The sequence below is a fragment of the Sporolactobacillus terrae genome (assembly GCF_019930545.1).
GTDB lineage: Bacteria > Bacillota > Bacilli > Bacillales > Sporolactobacillaceae > Sporolactobacillus > Sporolactobacillus terrae.
Map to the genome: position 1 here is coordinate 2943229 of NZ_CP082837.1, position 20006 is coordinate 2963234.

The following is a 20006-nucleotide window of genomic DNA, read 5'->3' on the forward strand; positions in this document are numbered from 1 at the left end:
ATATTGAACGAGAGAGACGGGCTTGCAGTTGGGGGGATTGAATTGAAACGGAGATGGCTGTTTTGGGGAAGCATCATTATGGTACTCGCTTTTGTGACCCTCGCCAGTGCCAAATGGCTGATTAGCTGGCATACCGGTCAGAGTTGGCATACGCCGCTGGCGGGACGTGTGATTGTTCTCGACGCGGGACATGGCGGCCCTGATGGCGGGGCGGTTGGCGGAAGTATTGAGGAGAAGGATATTACACTTAAAATTACCAAGGATATTCGCAATTATTTGCAGGAAATGGGTGCGATCGTGATCATGACCCGTGACCGTGATACAGATCTGGCGGACGATGACTTTTCGGGAAGTCACAAAACACAGGACTTGGTTCGACGGGCAAAAATGGTTAATAAAACGCATCCGGACGCATTTGTGAGCATTCATATGAATGCCATTCCGATGCCGAGTCTTCATGGGGCGCAAACCTTTTATCATCCGAAGTCCAGTGAAAACCGCAAGCTTGCACTATTCATTCAGGATTCCCTTAAACAGAATCTGGAGAATACAAAGCGTTACGCGAAGCCGATTGGCCATGTTTATCTGCTTAAGAAGGCGGAAGCACCCTCGGCATTGGTAGAGGTAGGTTTCCTGTCAAATGCAGCAGAGCGCGCGCTGCTCATTCAGCCTAATTACCAGAAGAAGGCTGCATCTTCAATCAGTCAAGGGATTATGCGCTATTTCACCAATGAAAAAATCCCTTCCGATCAATGAATAGAGGTTCAAAATGCTGGGTTTTTTCTAATCGGCTTGCTATACTGAAGATGCACGGGAAGGGCTGGTGAAACGATGATGGACCGACAACAGGTTTTGGACGTGCTGCAAACCGTTCAAGACCCTTTTTTACATAAAAGTCTAGCCGAAACCAAGGCACTCAAGCAGTTTTCCGCCGATGGCGAACGAATTGCCTTGGAAATTGCGCTGTCGAAACAAGACAAAGTGAAACAAATGCAGATCCAGGTTGAAATCTCCTCGAAGCTCAAGGAAAAAGGCGCAAAAGCAGTGAGCGTTCAGTTCACGGTGCTCAGCAATGAGGAGATCGGTCAATTAGGCGGGTTCCCGGTTAAGCTACCGACACTGCTTTCTCCGGGCGTCAAAACGCAGTTTATTTCTGTAGCAAGCGGCAAGGGCGGGGTCGGAAAGTCAACCGTTTCGGTCAATCTCGCCTTGGCAATGGCCCGGCAAGGGAAAAAGATCGGATTGCTTGACGCGGATATCTACGGTTTCAGTGTTCCGGATATGATGGGGATCGAGAGGCGGCCGGCGATTAAGGACGAACGAATTATCCCGGTCGAACGGTTCGGCATTAAAGTAATTTCGATGGGCTTTTTTGTAGAAAACAACTCGCCGGTGATTTGGCGCGGCCCAATGCTCGGCAAAATGCTGAACAACTTTTTTAATGATGTCTATTGGGGCGATTTGGACTATTTGCTGCTCGATCTTCCGCCGGGTACCGGAGATGTGGCGATGGACATCCACTTCAAACTGCCGCACTCTAAAGAGATCATTGTCACTACACCGCATCCGACCGCAGCTTTTGTTGCGGCTCGAGCAGGCGCGATGGCTACACATACGAAACATGAAATTCTTGGCGTTATTGAAAATATGGCTTACTATAAAAGCAAAAAAACGGGTGAGATTGAGTACGTTTTCGGCAAAGGCGGCGGCGACAAGCTCAGCGACTTGCTAAAAACGGACTTGCTTGGGCGCATTCCGCTCACGCAACCTGAGCCGAAGCCCGGTATTCTCGCACCCGGCGTTTATTTTGAAGGCGATCCGATCGCACCGGTGTATGACGCCATTGCACGGAAAGTGATCGCTAAAACCACAAAATAATAAGCGTGCCAATCCCTCAGCAGAAAAAGGCTGGGGGATTTTTAAAAGGATATGCGTTGAAAATCGTACCGAACGTGAGACAAGTGGCAGCGAATGACTCAGAAAGTATAGCCAACTCGCCCACCGGTTAAAGCAATCATCGAACGATCCGGCGCAATTTAAACAGAGACCTGTATAAAAACGCAAAAGGCACACATATTAAACGATGATATGGCAGCCAGGGAGGAAAATTTATGGCGAAGATTCTGTCGTTTCTAATGTGCGCGGTTATGTTGTTTAATTTGGCGGGTTGCGGCAGCCAGCAGAGCCAGCCATCTTATGAAGAAAATAAAAAAATGGTGCTCGATCTGCTTAAAACCGATGACGGCAAAAAAGCGATGCGAGACCTGCTGAAGGACAACGAGTTTCGACAAGCAATTGTTCTTGATGAACCAACAATCCACAAAACCATTGTGCAGACGCTCACGACCGAGCAAGGGCAGAAACTGTGGCGGCAATTGATGAATGATCCGGACTTTTCAGAGCAACTGGCAAAAACGATGGAAAGCGACAATGAAAGATTGTTGAAACGCATGATGAAGGATCCTGGTTATCAAGGAATGATGATGGATATTTTGAAAACGCCGGAAATGCAACAGCAGTATCTTGACCTGATGAAAACCAAACCCTTTCGGCAACAGCTCGATAAAAGCATTGGCGAATTAATGGCAACCCCACTGTTTAAGAAACAACTTGCCGATGCCATCGTTGAAACACTGAAAAAAGAGCAAGAGAAGTCAGAGGATGACTCTTAATCCATGAGCTTGCTCTTGGATTGGACATCGGCGGTTAAGGTTTTCACGGTAACAAACTGAAATCCTCTGTTTTCGAGTTCACGAATGATGAGTGGCAGCGCACGGTCGGTGCCCTTTGCTGAATCAGAAGCATGAAGTTTGATGATATCGCCTTTTCCTGCCTTTTCTAGAACACGCTGAACGATTACTTTGGAGCCGGGATTGGTCTCATCTCGAGGATTAACGCTCCACAAAACCACTTGTTGATTAAGACTTGCTGCCATTTTCAGGATGTCTTTATTCACCTTGCCATAGGGCGGACGAATCATTTCCGGATGCTGACCGATCGTTTTATAGATCGATTCTCGTCCAAATAGAATATCTGAGCGTAAACGCTGCACGTCTAATTGTGTGTAATCTTCATGGCGCATGCCGTGTGATTCCACTTCATGACCAGCCCTGACCATTTGCCGCACGAGACTCGGATGCCGCTCAGCCCATTCACCGGAAATAAAGAACGTTGCTTTTACATTTTCCTCTTTTAAGGCTTTTAAAATAAGCGGCGCCTGCTGATCCCCCCAATTAATGTCAAATGTCAGTGCCAGGTGTTTCTGATTCGTCTCAACATGAGAAAGAGCGCCGTGCGCTTTGATTGGCGTGAATACATCCACATTCGTTTCCTGACGCTGAACAAACAAGATTAATGCTGCAAAGAAAGCAGCAATGATGATCAGTAAAATATTCTTTAAACGTTTACCATTGATAATCCACAGCATTGATGGTCCACCTCGCTTGCGAGTTTGTACCATTGTATGGGCAAGCCTTCGTTAATATGCGAAGGACTGCTCTGAAAAAATCATAAATAAACGGTTGACATTTCCTAAATAGCTGGTAAAATAAATTTTGTTGTCGCTCATAAAACTTAATTCTTGATTTGAAAATGAGTTAAAAAAGAGTTGACAATGAGAAAGCAACAGCGTATAATCAGTTAAGTCGCCTGATGGTGACTGAAAAGAATGTTCCTTGAAAACTGAACAAAAGCCAAGCGTGAATAAAGGGTTTTTAAACCCCATAATCAATTCAATTTGCTATGGATCACAATGAACTTTAAAGTAAAGCCCAGATATTTTATCTGGCATTGAATGTATAAACTTTTTGGAGAGTTTGATCCTGGCTCAGGACGAACGCTGGCGGCGTGCCTAATACATGCAAGTCGAGCGCACAGAAGGGAGCTTGCTCCTGGACGTGAGCGGCGGATGGGTGAGTAACACGTGGGCAACCTGCCTGTAAGACGGGGATAACTTCGGGAAACCGGAGCTAATACCGGATAATCCCTCGCACCGCATGGTGCGAGGTTGAAAGATGGTTTCGGCCATCACTTACAGATGGGCCCGCGGTGCATTAGTTAGTTGGCGGGGTAACGGCCCACCAAGACTGCGATGCATAGCCGACCTGAGAGGGTGATCGGCCACATTGGGACTGAGACACGGCCCAAACTCCTACGGGAGGCAGCAGTAGGGAATCTTCCACAATGGACGAAAGTCTGATGGAGCAACGCCGCGTGAGCGAAGAAGGTTTTCGGATCGTAAAGCTCTGTTGCCGGAGAAGAACGAGTGCCAGAGGAAATGCTGGTGCTGTGACGGTATCCGGCCAGAAAGCCACGGCTAACTACGTGCCAGCAGCCGCGGTAATACGTAGGTGGCAAGCGTTGTCCGGAATTATTGGGCGTAAAGCGCGCGCAGGCGGCTTCTTAAGTCTGATGTGAAATCTTGCGGCTCAACCGCAAAAGGTCATTGGAAACTGGGGAGCTTGAGTGCAGAAGAGGAGAGTAGAATTCCACGTGTAGCGGTGAAATGCGTAGAGATGTGGAGGAATACCAGTGGCGAAGGCGGCTCTCTGGTCTGTTACTGACGCTGAGGTGCGAAAGCATGGGGAGCAAACAGGATTAGATACCCTGGTAGTCCATGCCGTAAACGATGAATGCTAGGTGTTAGGGGGGTCCAACCCCTTAGTGCTGAAGTTAACACATTAAGCATTCCGCCTGGGGAGTACGACCGCAAGGTTGAAACTCAAAGGAATTGACGGGGGCCCGCACAAGCAGTGGAGCATGTGGTTTAATTCGAAGCAACGCGAAGAACCTTACCAGGTCTTGACATCCTCTGACAAGTCTAGAGATAGGCCGTTCCCCTTCGGGGGACAGAGTGACAGGTGGTGCATGGTTGTCGTCAGCTCGTGTCGTGAGATGTTGGGTTAAGTCCCGCAACGAGCGCAACCCTTGATCTTAGTTGCCAGCATTAAGTTGGGCACTCTAAGGTGACTGCCGGTGACAAACCGGAGGAAGGTGGGGATGACGTCAAATCATCATGCCCCTTATGATCTGGGCTACACACGTGCTACAATGGGCGGTACAAAGGGCAGCGAAACCGCAAGGTCAAGCGAATCCCATAAAGCCGCCCCCAGTTCGGATTGCAGGCTGCAACTCGCCTGCATGAAGCCGGAATTGCTAGTAATCGCGGATCAGCATGCCGCGGTGAATCCGTTCCCGGGCCTTGTACACACCGCCCGTCACACCACGAGAGTTTGTAACACCCGAAGTCGGTGTGGGAACCTTTATGGACCCAGCCGCCGAAGGTGGGACAAATGATTGGGGTGAAGTCGTAACAAGGTAGCCGTATCGGAAGGTGCGGCTGGATCACCTCCTTTCTAAGGAAACGATCAATAGCGAGCGCTTGGTCTTTTGTTTGGTTTTGAAGGAAGCATTCCTTCACCGGCGAGCCGAAAGGCAGCCATGAACCTTGAAAACTGGATAACGAAAACAAGCAACAAAGTCAAGAAACATCCAACGTGATGAATCGATTATTCGTGATTGGTTCATCACAAGTGTGACGAATGAAAAGCAAGAAGATCGAGGAGGTATCGTGCCCGAGAATCGGACACAAGCCGACAAAGAGATTCACCGCTCATCATTCCGTCAAGTGGTTAAGTTATAAAGAGCGCACGGTGGATGCCTTGGCACTGGGAGCCGATGAAGGACGGAACGAACGCCGATACGCTTCGGGGAGCTGTAAGTAAGCTTTGATCCGAAGATTTCCGAATGGGGGAACCCGCTATCCTGAACGGATAGCATGCTCTGCTGAATCCATAGGCAGAGTAAGGCAGACCCGGGGAACTGAAACATCTCAGTACCCGGAGGAAGAGAAAGCAAATGCGATTTCCTGAGTAGTGGCGAGCGAAAGGGAAACAGCCCAAACCAAAGGGCTTGCCCTTTGGGGTTGTAGGACACTCCGCATGGAGTTACAAATGTACGTTTCAGGCGAACGACCTGGAAGGGTCGGCCAGAGAAGGCAAACGCCCTGTAGCCGACGGAACGTACACTCCGGAGTGGATCCTGAGTACGGCGGGACACGAGAAACCCCGTCGGAATCCGGGAGGACCGTCTCCCAAGGCTAAATACTCCCCAGTGACCGATAGTGAACCAGTACCGTGAGGGAAAGGTGAAAAGCACCCCGGAAGGGGAGTGAAAGAGATCCTGAAACCGTGTGCTTACAAGTAGTTGGAGCCCCCTTCGGGGGTGACAGCGTACCTTTTGTAGAATGGACCGGCGAGTGACGATTCTAAGCAAGGTTAAGCTGAAGAGGCGGAGCCGCAGCGAAAGCGAGTCTGAATAGGGCGAATGAGTTTAGGGTTGTCGACCCGAAACCGTGTGATCTACCCATGTCCAGGGTGAAGTTCAGGTAACACTGAATGGAGGCCCGAACCCACGCATGTTGAAAAATGCGGGGATGAGGTGTGGGTAGGGGTGAAATGCCAATCGAACACGGAGATAGCTGGTTCTCCCCGAAATAGCTTTAGGGCTAGCCTCGGATGAGTGAGACTTGGAGGTAGAGCACTGATTGAATAAGGGGTCCCCACAGGATTACCGAGTTCAGTCAAACTCCGAATGCCAAGCCCTTACGTCCGGGAGTCAGACGGCGAGTGATAAGATCCGTCGTCGAAAGGGAAACAGCCCAGACCGCCGACTAAGGTCCCTAAGTTTGTGCTAAGTGGGAAAGGATGTGACGTTGCCCAGACAACCAGGATGTTGGCTCAGAAGCAGCCACCATTTAAAGAGTGCGTAATAGCTCACTGGTCGAGTGGCGTCGCGCCGAAAATGTAACGGGGCTAAGCACAGCACCGAAGTCGCGGATGACCGTCAGGTCATGGTAGGGGAGCGTTCCAAGGGCATTGAAGATGTGCCGTGAGGCATGTTGGAGCGTTTGGAAGTGAGAATGCCGGTATGAGTAACGAAAAGAGAAGTGAGAATCTTCTCCGTCGAAAGCCTAAGGGTTCCTGAGGAAGGTTCGTCCGCTCAGGGTTAGTCGGGGCCTAAGCCGAGGCCGAAAGGCGTAGGCGATGGACAACAGGTTGATATTCCTGTACCAGCGTTTCACGTTTGAGTGATGGGGGGACGCAGGAAGGTAAGGCGAGCGCACGGATGGAAGCGTGCGTTCAAGCCGTGAGGCTTGCAGCGAGGCAAATCCCGCTGCTTGTGGCCAAGCGGTGATGAGGAGGGAACTTAAGTACCGAAGCGCCTGATCCTACACTGCCAAGAAAAGCCTCTAGCGAGTGAAACGGTGCCCGTACCCAAACCGACACAGGTGGGCAAGAAGAGAATTCTAAGACGCTCGGGAGAACTCTCGTTAAGGAACTCGGCAAAATCACCCCGTAACTTAGGGAGAAGGGGTGCTCGAAGGACCTTCGGGTCCGGAGAGCCGCAGTGAAAAGATCCAAGCGACTGTTTACCAAAAACACAGGTTTCTGCTAAACCGTAAGGTGATGTATAGGGGCTGACACCTGCCCGGTGCTGGAAGGTTAAAAGGAGAGGTTATCCCTTCGGGGAGAAGCTTTGAATTGAAGCCCCAGTAAACGGCGGCCGTAACTATAACGGTCCTAAGGTAGCGAAATTCCTTGTCGGGTAAGTTCCGACCCGCACGAAAGGTGTAACGATTTGGATACTGTCTCAACGAGAGACCCGGTGAAATTATAGTACCTGTGAAGATGCAGGTTACCCGCGACAGGACGGAAAGACCCCATGGAGCTTTACTGCAGCTTGATATTGGATGTGGGTATCGTTTGTACAGGATAGGCAGGAGCCTTGGAAGCCGGACCGCTAGGTTCGGTGGAGGCATCGGTGGGATACTGCCCTGACGATATCGACATTCTAACCCTGAACCGTGATCCGGTTCGGAGACAGTGTCAGGCGGGCAGTTTGACTGGGGCGGTCGCCTCCTAAAAGGTAACGGAGGCGCCCAAAGGTTCCCTCAGAATGGTTGGAAATCATTCGCAGAGTGTAAAGGCACAAGGGAGCTTGACTGCGAGACCTACAAGTCGAGCAGGGACGAAAGTCGGGCTTAGTGATCCGGTGGCACCGCATGGAAGGGCCATCGCTCAACGGATAAAAGCTACCCTGGGGATAACAGGCTTATCTCCCCCAAGAGTTCACATCGACGGGGAGGTTTGGCACCTCGATGTCGGCTCATCGCATCCTGGGGCTGAAGTAGGTCCCAAGGGTTGGGCTGTTCGCCCATTAAAGCGGTACGCGAGCTGGGTTCAGAACGTCGTGAGACAGTTCGGTCCCTATCCGTCGCGGGCGTAGGAAATTTGAGAAGAGCTGTCCTTAGTACGAGAGGACCGGGATGGACACACCGCTGGTGTACCAGTTGTTCCGCCAGGAGCATACGCTGGGTAGCTATGTGTGGACGGGATAAGTGCTGAAAGCATCTAAGCATGAAGCCCCCTTCAAGATGAGATTTCCCATGATTTTAATCAGTAAGACCCCTTAGAGATGATGAGGTTGATAGGTCTGGAGTGGAAGCACGGTGACGTGTGAAGCGGACAGATACTAATCGGTCGAGGACTTAACCCAAAACAAACAATTGGATGAATGACTTTGAAGTTTTCGTTACCGGTTTTGAAGGCTCGTGAGAGCCGGTTTACGTCTGGCGGTTATAGCGAAGAGGTCACACCCGTTCCCATCCCGAACACGGTCGTTAAGCTCTTCTGTGCCGATGGTAATTGGGGGCTGTCCCCCTGTGAGAGTAGGTCACTGCCAGGCAATTGAGAGAGGCAGGAAGTCATTGGTATGGCAGCCTGTTTCTTATTCTATTTATAATGTAAACCTTCCCCAATATGGGAAAGTACATTATAATATACATATTTTATTAAGTATTCCACAGTAGCTCAGTGGTAGAGCAATCGGCTGTTAACCGATCGGTCGTAGGTTCGAATCCTACCTGTGGAGCCATGCTTCCATAGCTCAGTTCGGTAGAGCACTTCCATGGTAAGGAAGGGGTCGCTGGTTCAAGTCCAGTTGGAAGCTTACTTATAAAACATTGATGCACCAAGGATTTTAGCCAATGGCTGACCTTGATGCATCTTTTATTTTAATCAACAACTGACTAAATTGCTGATTAAATTTGATAAAAACGATTCTGCATTGCTTCTCATTGACGCCCTCTTGAAAGGGGGATACTGATGCTGTCAGATAGAAAGAAATAATCCGTCTCATATGCTCGGGCAGGAGCTGAGACGGATCACTCTGTAAGCTATTCGTTTAGTGCCGCATCCGCTCTGTGCGGATAGGGCCATTCCGTCAGTGTTGTGCGTGCGCTGAAAGAAAAATACAACGAATGGAACGATCTGGAATTTCAGGGGGCATTAAACGTTGAAGTAGCCGGTATCTTTGATCCATTTTTTTGTTAATAAGTTATTTCAAACGTTCAGCCGGCCCATAACGAGCGTGCTATAATAGCAGCCATCCGATAAATAGTTGTCATTCCTGAGGATACCTTCAACTTCAAAGCCGAACCTTTTATATACGTTTATTGCTTTTTCATTGGTTTCCAAAACGTTAAGTGTGATTTTTTTCAGATGAATGGTTTCGGCCCATGCAATCGATTCTTGAAGCAGATGGGGGCCAAGATGTAAGCCCCAGTACTTCTTTAGTACGCAGACACCGAATTCAGCTTTGTGGGCTAGGCGTTTTAAATGATTGCCCTCGCATCTTGAGAATCCGGCGATCTTGTGATCCACGAGTGCGACAAGAAAAAGGTTCTTTGGATCTGCTGAGTCATGCTTAATCAGCTGTTCGAATTCAGAAGGAGTGATGAATGCTTCACCCGCTTCTCGATCCATGTTCTCCGTCTCACCGTCAATCTGTACACGAATTTTTGATAAGTACGCGGCATCATCAGGCTGCGCGGAACGAATGGTACAGGCAAGTCCTTTAATCGTAAATTCTTTTTTCTTGATGATCATGTACGGATCACTTCCTTATTTTGAAGGGGCTATGCGCCGCTCCATTTATCTTATTATTGCCGCTAATGATGCTGCTCAAAAAAAATCCACTTGGCTATTTACTTGCACCGGTGATGCTGGTGTTCGCACTCATAACGTCAGCAAATAGTATCGTGCTGATATTCGTAACGATGATAAATACAGATCAAAATACATGGCCGTCAATCGTGATTTTCTCGATGTTGCTTGGTGTTTGTCTTTGTGTTCTCTGTTCTATATTGAGACATGTGATTGCACCCCCACGTGGCATTACCGATTAACACATGGTCAGGAAAAGTAAAACACGCCAACTCATAAGGAGTGGCGTGTTTTTTCTATTTATGAGGCGGCGGAACTGCTGGCAGGGTTGATGAATTTAATCCCAATCTTCTCGAGCCGGTTGCCGTTTACGGATTTAACCGTGAACAGCATGTTCTTGTATGTTACGGTCGGCTTGAAGCCTTCATCAGGTATTGAGCCAATCTGGCTGAGCATCCATCCGGCGAGTGTGTCAAACTCGGGAACATCAATATCGGTTTTAAAATGATGATTGAAGGCATCGAGCTCCATCGATCCGTCAGCAAGATAAGTGGATTCATCGATCCGCGTCAGCGGCTGTTTTGTTTCATCATACTCATCTTCGATCTCACCGACGATCTCTTCAATCAAATCTTCCATCGTAACGATACCGGCGAAACCGCCGTATTCATCAATCAACACGGCTAAATGCTGATGGCTATCACGCATTTCTTTTAACAGATCGTCAATATATCTCGTTTCCGGTACAAAGAAGGCTTCACGCATCACGGAGCGCAAAGCGACGTTTTCAAAGCCGACTTTGCTTGCAGCGTGAAAATAGTCTTTGATGTTCAAAAGGCCGATGATGCGATCACGGTCCTGTTCATAAACCGGAATACGTGAATACTTTTCACTTAAAATCAGCTCGGTCAGCTGATCCGGCGGTGTATCGGCATCAATGATAAAGGAATCGGTTCGGGCAGTCATAATTTCTCTGGCGATTTTATCATCCAGTTCAAAGACACCACGAATCATTTCCAACTCTTCGGTATTCACCGAGCCGTCTTCCTGGCCGGATTGTGCGAGCAATTTGATTTCTTCACGCGAATTAACCTGTTCTTTTCCATCTTCTTTACCGACATGAATAACCTTGGCCAGCACATTGACGGAAAAAGATAAAAACATGACAAAGGGATAAGTGAATTTGCCAATTAAGAAAATAGGCCTTGCAGCGAATGCAGCAATACGTTCAGCGTTCTGAAGCGCAATTCTTTTCGGAAACAGCTCACCGAATACCAGCGTGATGTAAGAAAGCACGAGGGTAATCACAGCGATGGAAAGTTCCTTTGCATAAGGAATCGTTCCGAGAAACGATGCAAATTGGTTTGCTAAACCGGTTGCGGCGGATGCACTTGAGAAAAAGTTGGCTAAAGTAATGCCCACTTGGATGGTTGCTAGGAATCTGCTTGGATCATCGATCACTTTGCTAATGATTAGTGCCTTTTTATTGCCGGCAGCCGCCTGTCTTTCAATACGCTTCTTATTCAAGGAAACAAGCGCAATCTCAGCGGCAGCAAAAAAAGCATTAATTAATGTAAGGACCCCGATCAATCCAAATTGAAAGAACAACGGACTCCCAGGGTCATCTGAAGGACTATCCACGGAAACAATCTCTCCCTTTTATAAAATTAAGTGATATAGTTTCATTATATTTGATTTTATGAATTTAATCCATAATTAATTCGCACGAATCATGACCATTTATTGGCTTGAACATGGGCATCAGTGTATGCAACGCGTCTGTGTCATGCGTTTTTTTCTAGTTTCAATCGTTTCGAGTGCATGGTGACCAACCCCCTTATCGCCGATCCGAGATCCGGTGTCACTGTAAAAGCCATGATAGTCAGAGCCGCCGCTGATCACAAGGTCATATTTCTCGGCGAGCTGCAGCGCATGGCGCTCTGCCTGTGAATCATGGAGCGGGTGGTAGACCTCAATCCCTTCAAGGCCGGCACGCACCCATTCAGACACAGCGGCAAAATTATCAAACTGGCCAGGGTGGGCAAGCACGGGGACACCTCCGGCTGCACGGATTGCACGAATCGCCTCGAAAGCGTCGAGATAATGGACCGATACATATGCCGCACCTTGTTTGTGTCCGGCACCAGCGCGTGCGAACAGCTTGCGATACAGATCGCCATAGATTGTATCGGTATATCCCTTCTTAAACAGCACATGCATGATGTGCTGTTTGTAGACATTTGTGCTTTCTTTCGCCAACTCGGCGACTTCTGCCCATGTGAGCGGATAGCCTGCTTGGATGAGTCTTTCGACCATTTGCCGAGCCGCTTGCTGACGCTCAGCACGCATCGGCGCGCACAGATGCTCCAATACCGGGTGACCCGTTTCGATGAATAGACCGAGAAGATGTGCACGGCGGTTGCGGGTGAAGTCATAGGCGGAAATTTCAATACCGGGAATGAGCGTAATGCCGATCTTTCTGCTGTATTCAGCGGCGCGCGCGAGTCCCAGAGTCGTATCATGATCCGTGATTGCCAGATGATCCACACCGTTGTGTTTTGCCTGATCAAGAACCGCTTCAATGGAATCGGAATTGTCAGAGATGGATGTGTGGCAGTGCAGGTCAATCATCAGCCTTAACCTCCGTTCGAAAACTCATGCCGTGCTGCTCAAATCCAAGCTTCTCATAAAAAGCATGAGCGCCGCTGCGTTTTATGTCGCTTGCAAGCATTAGTTTGTAGCAGTTTTGCTTGGCTGCGCGGCGCATGGCGTCCTGCATCATCTTTTTCCCAATCCCTTGTCCGCGGGCGGCTCCAGCGACCACAACATTTTCAACGATTGCGATTTTTTTTCCGCCGTGGCCAAAGTTATCAAGAATGATCAGCGTATAGGAAGCGATGAGTTGTGCTGCATCAAAGAGACCATAAATCTTATAGTAAGGATAATCATTGAGACGATTCAGCAGCTGGGGGGCTTTGTTTACGGGCAGCCGGTTCTGAGCATCCAAATCACCGAGCAAATCAAGGTACTGATCGATCGCTGTACGGTCGAGTTCCTTCCATTCAATTGTCATTGAGCGGCCTCCTTGAGCAACCCATTTTGTAAGCGGAAGGTTCGATCGACCACCGATTCCATAAAATCCAAATCATGAAAGATGCCGATCATGGTCGTCCCGCGTTGTTTCAATTCTTGGATGCGTTCTTTTACCGAAGCTTTTGATGCTTGATCGAGCGATGCAGTGGGTTCGTCCAGCAGCAGCAGTTTTGTTTGCCGAACCATAGCCCGTGCCAAATTGAGGCGTAATTTTTCGCCGCCGCTGAACGTTTTCGGATACGTATCCCAGAGTACTTCGCGCAGATTGAAGTGGGTCAGCATCGCTTTTGCTCGCATGCGTGCAGCAGCTTCGCCTTCTCCCATTTCGAGCAGCGATTCCATGACGAATTCGAGAGCAGTCATCCGCGGCATGATGCTGAGAAACTGAGAGACATAGCCGATTTCTTCTTTACGAAGGCGCAGCATCGTGCGTTCGGAAGCCTCGGCCAGATCGATGCGTCCATAGCGATCCGATGCATAGTGTATGTGCCCGTTGCTCGGTAAATAAGTACGGTAGATGCACTTGATAATTGTTGATTTGCCGCTGCCGCTTTGACCGGTGATTCCGAGAAATTCTCCTTGATTCACCGAAAAATGAATGTTGCGGCAGCCGGTAATCTTTTTGTCATTAAATTGATGGATGGTAAATGTTTTCTCAAGATGGTCGACATGGAGCAATTCTTCCATTTTACTCACCTCTGTACCTGAATAAGTTTGCTAAATGCATGGTAATCCCAAAGCGCTTCATCAAAACAACTGTACTTGGTGCGATGGTGCGCCGTTCGCTTAGGCGTGTTCTGCTGGGAGTATTGGATCAACGCTTCAAGGCCGGCTGATGGTGTGCAGTCAGATAGTTCATACGGCAGACTTCTGAGCCATCGACGAAAACATGCTGCAGCAGTGGTTGTTTCGTTTCGCTGACACCGACGATCAGTAAATCAGCTTTCTTCCCAGATTCAATCGAGCCGATGTCGTGATCGAGCTTCAGTGCGCGCGCCGGATTCAGTGTAACGGTGTTGAATGCTTGGGGCGCATCAATGCCCAGATCATAGTGGAGCTTGAACGCTGCATGCAGCAGTGATGCCGGGTAATAATCCGAGCAGAAAAGATCAACGAGACCTTCACGAACCGCATCAAGCGCAGATAAATTATTGCTGTGTGATTTGCCAAGCAGCAGATTCGGTGCACCCATCACAACACGCATGCCCAGCTTTCGTGCATAACGAGCCGCCTCTAGAGTGATTGGAAATTCACTGATTTCCGCTTGCCAGCTGTGGATTAAGTCGAGCTTTTCAATCGTATCATCGTCATGGGATGCAACCGGTATGCCGCATGTGTTTGCAAGATGGGCCAATTGCTGCAGCATTTGCGGATCCAATTTCTCCTGCTTTTTCGTATCTTCAATCATCTGTTCCGCTTCTTTCTTGGAGAAGTGGCGGTGTTCGATCAGCAGCCTTCTTTGCACTTCCAAATCGCGATACTGTCCTTGACCTGGCGTGTGATCGGTGAGTGAAAATTCGTCGATCTTTCCGTCACGGAGCAGTGCCGATACCGCTTCAACCGCATCAATATTGGCAATTTCAAAACGCAGATGCGTCTTGTGCCGAATCAAGTGGGGACCTTGAGCAAGGCGATGGATGGAATCCATGAGCGCATAAACCGTTTCATTTTGACGTGCTTTCCGTATCGTGTTTTGTTTCATCAGGGAAACGGCATGAAAGATGGTGGTGATCCCTTCTGCAGCGAGCTTCTTCTCCAATTCGGCAAACGAGAGTTCGATCGCAAAACGACTGGTTGGCCGCGGTTCAATTTCAACTTCAATCGCATCACTGTGTGAATCAATCAAACCGGGAATCAGCCATCTGCCGCCAGCGTCGAGATCTGAAGCAGTCACGCTTTCCGGTGCGCCGGCTTCAATGCGGCTGATGCGGGATGCTTCAATCGTGACCGATCCGTTTTCAATCACACGGTTAGGCAAAACAATGTTTGCATGATAGATTTTCATAAAGACACCTCACAATAAAGAATGGACAAGCAGTTGTGTATAGGTATGTTGCGGGTCTTCAAGGATTTGATCGGTCAAGCCGGCTTCGATGCAGCGGCCTTGTTTCATAACCAAGGTCCGATCGCACAGCATACGAATGACGCCAAGGTCATGGGAGACGACAAGCATGGCGGTTCGGTTTTCGCGCTGAATGCGCCGGATCAGATCAAGGACACGTGCCTGCACCGACAGGTCTAAGCCGGTCGTCACTTCATCCAGCAAAAGAATCGGCGGCTTGTTGGCCAGGGCTTTGGAAATTTGCACACGCTGCTGCATGCCGCCGCTGAAATGGGCCGGTGCTTCATCCATGCGCGTGATTGGAATTTCTACATGATCCAGAAGGTCTGCGGCACGGCTGCGAATGGCGCGTACATTGAAATCACCGGCTGCGATTAATTTTTCAGCAATGTTGCCGCCGCTGGAAAAGTTCATCTTCAGCCCAATCCAGGGATTCTGGTATACCATGCCCATGAGATGGTTGCGAATGTAGCGCTTTTGCTGCGCGGATTCAAGGAAAATATTGCGCGGTCCTTTGTTATAAGTAGCAATGGTTGCCGATCCGCTTGTCACGGGCGAATCAAAATAGAGACTTTGAACAAGCGAGCTTTTTCCCGATCCGCTCTCGCCAACAATCCCAAGAATTTCACCTTCATAGAGATCAAAACTGATGTCATTGCAGGCCAAAACACTGCCGCAATGCGGACAATGACTGCTGCCAGATGGAAGATTTTGGGGGTTCCGGCAAGTGGCGCAGCCTTTTCCAAAGCGTTTCATCAAATGACGTACTGCGAGCAACGGCTGATCTTCATTTCCCATGCTGCGCACCTCGCTCCCGGCATTTGCGGCAATAGCCGGTATCGGAACATTGATAGAAGGTCTGTCCGGCGGCCTCATCATAGAGTTCATCGAGGAAGCTGTCCGTGCTCCCGCACAGACGGCAGCTGCAGCCTTCAAAGTGTTCGACTTCAAAAGGATAGTCGTCAAAAGCGAGCGGCTCCACGTCGGTATAGGGAGGGATCGCATAGATTTTCTTTTCCCGTCCGGCGCCGAATAAAAATAACCCTTCTGCTTGATGGAGCTTCGGAAGATCGTATCGAGGGATCGGACTAGGCGCAAAAATGTAGCGTTTATGGGCCAATGCCGGATAGTCGGCGCCAATGCTGATTTTCCCCCACTTGACAATGTCTTCATAAAGCCGCAGCCAGATGCCGCTGTAGTCCATTTCTGCATGCAGGTGTTTGCTTTTCTTTTCTTTCGGCTCAACGAATCGCAGCGGTTCAGGGATCGGCACTTGAAACACGAGGATTTGATCGGCGCGAATCGGTACTTCGGGAATACGGTGCCGTGACTGAATCAGGGTCGCCTGCTCGGCATCGGTTGTTACGGCAACATTGGTGCACGCCTGTACCAGCTTTTTAATATTGACGGCATTAACGCTGTCGTCATTGCCTTGATCAATCACCTTCAAGGTATCGCCATCGCCGATCAAAGAGAGGGTGAGCTGCAGGCCGCCGGTGCCCCAACCACGGCCGATCGGCATTTCTCGTGATGCAAACGGCACCTGATAGCCGGGAATCGCCACAGCCTTCAGTGTGGCGCGGCGAATTTCTTTCTTCGAACCCTCATCGAGAAATGCGTAGTTGTACGTTTGTTTCAACGGCGTGTGCATCGCCATATTTACACCTCCTGGTGGTCTGTTTTTTCAGCTGCCAGCTTTTGCGCTTGCCTCAGGACATCGAGTTTGGACTGGAATGTAATATAATGCGGCAGTTTCAGGTGGGAGACAAAGCCGTTTGCTTCAATACTGTCTACGTGCAGCAGAACAAATTCCTCATCATGGGTCGGGCTCGTTCCGTCCGTTTCCAAGCGTTGTTCAAGAATTGCCATAGCAATTGCTTTTGTCTCATTCTGTCCGAAGGTTAGTCCATACCCCAGTTGAAACTGCACATCGCCATTGTCTTTTTTGGTAAATGAGTTGATCGTTTCCACTTCAGTTACCATCACTTCGCCGAGCGACAAGGTTTCGTTTGAAGCAAGCGGATAAGCAACCGTCAATTCCACATAGCCGACACGCAGTTCAGCGACCGTAGGGTGTTGCGCGGTATGTTCGCGCATGCTGCTGTAGGCGAGCGCGGTCATCGCACCGGTATCGCCGCGAGATAAAAGCTGAAGTTTCGCTGAGCGCGGGACAGGGAAGGTCAGCTTGTCGCGGGTAATATCGACTAAACCATTGCGTGCGTTCGGGGGACTGAGCAAGCCCTGTGCGCGCAGCAAGTCAGCGACCTTACGAAACGGCTGTCGGTGATCCGTATGCGGGTTGTCTTGTTTCGGAAGCTGTTGCAAAACGGATTTTAGTGCAGCCTGTGCCTCTTCATTACGGAGCGTAAAATTAAGCAGACGATGCGTATAGTCGGCTGTCGGTCCGAGAATCTGACTGCCGGGAATGTCCTTGAAAGCAGATGAAATGCGGCGGATTACGCGCATCTGTCCGGGATCAACCGTCAGAGATTCAACGTTTCGCTCCAGCGTTGAGCGGTAGGCGCGCAATAGGAAAGCAGCTTCGGCAGGATCGCCTTCCGCCTGCTTGAGCGCGAGTGCCGCATCGTTTGGCGCGTAAAGGCCGCTTTCGCTGATGACGCGGTCAACCAGATGGCGCATCTGTTTTTCAATTGCCGTGACTTCAAGTGCATGGTCTGCATCTTTCAAGCGATACCATTGATTGAGTAAATTGGCGGTTTCGATGGCTTGCTGACCGCCAGTTACGGCAACATAGCCCATTTATACAGCCTCGCTTTCAATCATTGTTGTCCGCGGCAGTGCAGCCATCTGACCGTTGTCGCTGATTAAGATGAAATCACAGCCGGTCGGATACTCCATATTGCGCGCTGCACGCATCCGAAGCCATTCCGGATTGAATCCATCTGCCGACAGGGTACGGCGCTTCTTAATGCCCGGGCCGCTGAGTGTCATCGTTATGCCGCTTGTTTCAGAATCGGATAAAGCGCGGACACGAATGATCAATGTGGCACTTTTCTCGGGTTCAAGCAGCGTACCGATGCGAATCTGCTGCATCAGTGTACGGATTAAATCGACACTAGGCTGAGTTTCAATGAAAAGATAGTCTGCACGTTCTGCAGCAAGCATTCGGCTTCCTGTCCGCAGCTCCAAATAGGACGCCGCCTCATTATTTTCCGTCTCTAAATAGAAAGTTGTCTGAGCATCGAGCAAGGTACGGCCAAGCGCATAGGTTCCGGAGAAAAGTGGAATCGCATTTGGAATACTATTCATTTGTGGTGAAAGGTCATGGAGCTTACCCGGGCGCGCCATGCTGTCGAGCAGACTGCGATAAACGCGCCGCGTATCATGTACCTCATGGAAGCTTTTAGTGTCTGTCATTGTATGCCCCCATCGTATCGAAATGGACTTGCGACTCAGCGCTGCGAGCACACTCTGCGTTGCGTTCGGCGATGATCGCGCCCTCCGCTGCCTCAAGACGTTCACGCCATTGCTCGAGTATGGGGAAGCCGGCGTTGATGGCTGCATCAACAGCGGCCATACAATAGGCGCGCTGTGGTGCCTCACCGACAACCAAGCCGATGCCAAACTTTTGATTAAAGGAAACCGTGCACTCGGTCACTAAGACTTCACCGACATAAAAAGGTTGATCAGACACGGAGTCGCGCGCTTTCATCATCACAAGCGACGTTTGCGGGAAACGTTCCACCTGCAAACAGAGCGTCTGTTCCAATTGCTCAGTGATCTCTTTTAATAGCGAAAGTGAGCAGGCATTCAGGATACGACTGAGCCGCTGCTTGTTCATCATCACGATTTGAACCTCCTTCATTTTTGCTTACAAGAGCACTGTAACTTATCGATAAGTACGAATCGTTAACCGCATGTAAAAAAAGCGTAAAGGAACCGTGACTGACCTGGATACGAGCGGATAGACGAATAAGCATTGTTTCTGAAGCCTATTAAAAATCAATGGTACAGCGGCACAGATCACTGCGGATTCGTGAACAGCTGTATTCAATCGGTCTGCCTTTGGGATAATGTGCCAGGCTTCTGACTTGCAGGATCGGTACATTTTCCGGAATATTGAGCTGTTCCGTATCCTGCTGGTTTGGCATGACCGCTTGAAGGGTCGATGAAACGCGATGCGGGTAAATACGATAATGGCGATCAAGCAGTTGATAAAGCGAACGGAAGTTTTCGAGGTTTGTGCTGAAATTCGGTACGCATTGTTTTGGAAGAACGGTTTGTGATCGGGAAAAAGGCTGATCGCCTGCGCAGCGGATGATCTGCAGTTCATAAACATGCTGATCGTCGGTGAGCTGGAGACGCTCGGCTTCCGGTTCATTAGCAAGGCGCAGCGTCCAGTCCACCAGTTTCCCTTCTGCTGCAATCCCAATCTGGTTCAGGTTCTCCGTAAATCGGGTAAGGGATGAAAGCGGGTAGCAAAGTTCACGCATCCGCTTGGCAACAAAATAGCCTTTGCCTTGCTTTGATTCAACCAGACCGCGGTGAATCAGATCCAAAAATGCAAATCGGACAATGTGAGGATTGACGCTGAATTGATTGCAAAGGTCATGTTCAGATGGAAGCTTGTCTCCGCTTTTATAGATTGCTTTTTCAATTTTATATTCAAGCGCTTCAATGATTCTTTTGGAGGCTGCTTGTTCAGTGCGCATAGGCTTCCCCTTTTTAGCTTTATTTCCTCTAATGTACATTCTTGAAAACGTAAGAATCAATCGTTGGCACTGAATTTTCAAAATCTTTATCACAACTTAAAACTGGCTTAACTTTCTTTACGGGATTATCCGCTAAACTATGGAAGAACGAAGGAGATGAGAGGGGAGGCTGAG

16 protein-coding genes, 2 tRNA genes and 3 rRNA genes are annotated in these 20006 nt (G+C 49.3%); 8 read left to right on the top strand and 13 right to left on the bottom strand.

What is annotated here, in order from left to right; all coding sequences use genetic code 11:
- The first annotated feature begins 42 nt into the window (after window positions 1–42).
- The 3 genes from cwlD (at window position 43) to gerD (ending at window position 2672) form a co-directional block, all read left to right on the top strand.
- Window positions 43–756 carry an N-acetylmuramoyl-L-alanine amidase CwlD gene (gene cwlD / locus K7399_RS14120; RefSeq protein ID WP_028983401.1) on the top strand — a complete coding sequence of 238 codons (714 nt, stop codon included), beginning with the start codon at window positions 43–45 and terminating at the stop codon, window positions 754–756.
- Window positions 757–831: 75 nt separating this feature from the next.
- Window positions 832–1878 (top strand): P-loop NTPase, encoded by a 1047-nt coding sequence (locus K7399_RS14125; RefSeq protein WP_128165941.1) that lies wholly within the window; start codon window positions 832–834, stop codon window positions 1876–1878.
- A gap of 233 nt (window positions 1879–2111) precedes the next feature.
- Window positions 2112–2672 (top strand): spore germination lipoprotein GerD, encoded by a 561-nt coding sequence (gerD, locus tag K7399_RS14130; protein WP_028977373.1) that lies wholly within the window; start codon window positions 2112–2114, stop codon window positions 2670–2672.
- Here the strand turns inward: gerD and K7399_RS14135 are convergent.
- Window positions 2669–3427: a polysaccharide deacetylase family protein gene (locus tag K7399_RS14135; RefSeq protein ID WP_128165942.1), complete on the bottom strand. Its 759-nt coding sequence runs from the start codon at window positions 3425–3427 to the stop codon at window positions 2669–2671. The two genes, gerD and K7399_RS14135, sit on opposite strands and share 4 nt — an antisense overlap.
- 376 nt (window positions 3428–3803) lie before the next feature.
- Between K7399_RS14135 and K7399_RS14140 the strand changes: the two genes are divergently transcribed.
- From K7399_RS14140 to K7399_RS14160, 5 genes are all read left to right on the top strand, one after another.
- Window positions 3804–5354: ribosomal RNA gene (locus K7399_RS14140) — 16S ribosomal RNA — on the top strand.
- Between the two features lie 274 nt (window positions 5355–5628).
- Window positions 5629–8556 (top strand): 23S ribosomal RNA (locus K7399_RS14145).
- Between the two features lie 72 nt (window positions 8557–8628).
- A 5S ribosomal RNA gene (gene rrf / locus K7399_RS14150) occupies window positions 8629–8745 on the top strand.
- The 16S, 23S and 5S rRNA genes sit together here with 2 tRNA genes alongside, the layout of an rRNA operon.
- A gap of 114 nt (window positions 8746–8859) precedes the next feature.
- A tRNA-Asn gene (locus tag K7399_RS14155) sits at window positions 8860–8934 on the top strand.
- Between the two features lies 1 nt (window position 8935).
- A tRNA-Thr gene (locus tag K7399_RS14160) sits at window positions 8936–9009 on the top strand.
- Window positions 9010–9401: 392 nt separating this feature from the next.
- On the opposite strand, the gene K7399_RS14165 is transcribed toward K7399_RS14160, so the two are convergent.
- From K7399_RS14165 to K7399_RS14220, 12 genes are all read right to left on the bottom strand, one after another.
- A complete protein-coding gene (locus K7399_RS14165; RefSeq protein ID WP_128165943.1) occupies window positions 9402–9947 on the bottom strand; it encodes a GNAT family N-acetyltransferase in 546 nt (181 codons plus the stop codon).
- A gap of 357 nt (window positions 9948–10304) precedes the next feature.
- The gene (locus K7399_RS14170) at window positions 10305–11645 is read right to left on the bottom strand and encodes a hemolysin family protein (protein ID WP_037563308.1); all 1341 of its coding nucleotides are present in this window, start codon (window positions 11643–11645) and stop codon (window positions 10305–10307) included.
- Between the two features lie 120 nt (window positions 11646–11765).
- Window positions 11766–12635, bottom strand: coding sequence for a PHP domain-containing protein (locus tag K7399_RS14175; protein WP_128165944.1), 870 nt, complete (start codon window positions 12633–12635; stop codon window positions 11766–11768).
- Window positions 12628–13077 (bottom strand): GNAT family N-acetyltransferase, encoded by a 450-nt coding sequence (locus tag K7399_RS14180; protein WP_028976856.1) that lies wholly within the window; start codon window positions 13075–13077, stop codon window positions 12628–12630. The genes K7399_RS14175 and K7399_RS14180 overlap by 8 nt, the downstream gene beginning before the upstream one ends.
- Window positions 13074–13784 (bottom strand): phosphonate C-P lyase system protein PhnL, encoded by a 711-nt coding sequence (gene phnL, locus K7399_RS14185; protein ID WP_028976857.1) that lies wholly within the window; start codon window positions 13782–13784, stop codon window positions 13074–13076. The genes K7399_RS14180 and phnL overlap by 4 nt, the downstream gene beginning before the upstream one ends.
- A 127-nt stretch (window positions 13785–13911) precedes the next feature.
- Window positions 13912–15102, bottom strand: coding sequence for a phosphonate metabolism protein PhnM (phnM, locus tag K7399_RS14190; protein WP_037581891.1), 1191 nt, complete (start codon window positions 15100–15102; stop codon window positions 13912–13914).
- Between the two features lie 9 nt (window positions 15103–15111).
- On the bottom strand, window positions 15112–15957 hold the full coding sequence (locus tag K7399_RS14195) for an ATP-binding cassette domain-containing protein (protein WP_128165945.1): 846 nt from the start codon (window positions 15955–15957) through the stop codon (window positions 15112–15114).
- Window positions 15947–16798, bottom strand: a complete 852-nt coding sequence (locus K7399_RS14200; protein ID WP_128167261.1) for an alpha-D-ribose 1-methylphosphonate 5-phosphate C-P-lyase PhnJ — start codon at window positions 16796–16798, stop codon at window positions 15947–15949. Before K7399_RS14200 ends, K7399_RS14195 begins: the two co-directional genes overlap by 11 nt.
- Before the next feature lie 20 nt (window positions 16799–16818).
- Window positions 16819–17919, bottom strand: coding sequence for a carbon-phosphorus lyase complex subunit PhnI (locus K7399_RS14205; RefSeq protein ID WP_028983806.1), 1101 nt, complete (start codon window positions 17917–17919; stop codon window positions 16819–16821).
- On the bottom strand, window positions 17920–18537 hold the full coding sequence (gene phnH / locus K7399_RS14210) for a phosphonate C-P lyase system protein PhnH (protein ID WP_128165946.1): 618 nt from the start codon (window positions 18535–18537) through the stop codon (window positions 17920–17922). It abuts the gene before it with no gap.
- The gene (gene phnG, locus K7399_RS14215; RefSeq protein WP_223362615.1) at window positions 18524–18964 is read right to left on the bottom strand and encodes a phosphonate C-P lyase system protein PhnG; all 441 of its coding nucleotides are present in this window, start codon (window positions 18962–18964) and stop codon (window positions 18524–18526) included. Before phnG ends, phnH begins: the two co-directional genes overlap by 14 nt.
- Window positions 18965–19115: 151 nt before the next feature.
- Entirely contained in the window at window positions 19116–19832 is a 717-nt protein-coding gene (locus tag K7399_RS14220) for a GntR family transcriptional regulator (RefSeq protein WP_028983808.1), read from the bottom strand.
- Window positions 19833–20006: the final 174 nt, after the last annotated feature.

Excerpts from the sequence above, each read along its gene's own strand:
- K7399_RS14125 (WP_128165941.1), top strand. The coding sequence starts at position 832 with ATGATGGACCGACAACAGGTTTTGGACGTGCTGCAAACCGTTCAAGAC.
- gerD (WP_028977373.1), top strand. The coding sequence starts at position 2,112 with ATGGCGAAGATTCTGTCGTTTCTAATGTGCGCGGTTATGTTGTTTAAT.
- K7399_RS14135 (WP_128165942.1), bottom strand. The coding sequence starts at position 3,427 with ATGCTGTGGATTATCAATGGTAAACGTTTAAAGAATATTTTACTGATC.
- K7399_RS14165 (WP_128165943.1), bottom strand. The coding sequence starts at position 9,947 with ATGATCATCAAGAAAAAAGAATTTACGATTAAAGGACTTGCCTGTACC.
- K7399_RS14175 (WP_128165944.1), bottom strand. The coding sequence starts at position 12,635 with ATGATTGACCTGCACTGCCACACATCCATCTCTGACAATTCCGATTCC.
- K7399_RS14180 (WP_028976856.1), bottom strand. The coding sequence starts at position 13,077 with ATGACAATTGAATGGAAGGAACTCGACCGTACAGCGATCGATCAGTAC.
- phnL (WP_028976857.1), bottom strand. The coding sequence starts at position 13,784 with ATGGAAGAATTGCTCCATGTCGACCATCTTGAGAAAACATTTACCATC.
- phnM (WP_037581891.1), bottom strand. The coding sequence starts at position 15,102 with ATGAAAATCTATCATGCAAACATTGTTTTGCCTAACCGTGTGATTGAA.
- K7399_RS14195 (WP_128165945.1), bottom strand. The coding sequence starts at position 15,957 with ATGGGAAATGAAGATCAGCCGTTGCTCGCAGTACGTCATTTGATGAAA.
- K7399_RS14205 (WP_028983806.1), bottom strand. The coding sequence starts at position 17,919 with ATGGGCTATGTTGCCGTAACTGGCGGTCAGCAAGCCATCGAAACCGCC.
- phnH (WP_128165946.1), bottom strand. The coding sequence starts at position 18,537 with ATGACAGACACTAAAAGCTTCCATGAGGTACATGATACGCGGCGCGTT.
- phnG (WP_223362615.1), bottom strand. The coding sequence starts at position 18,964 with ATGATGAACAAGCAGCGGCTCAGTCGTATCCTGAATGCCTGCTCACTT.
- K7399_RS14220 (WP_028983808.1), bottom strand. The coding sequence starts at position 19,832 with ATGCGCACTGAACAAGCAGCCTCCAAAAGAATCATTGAAGCGCTTGAA.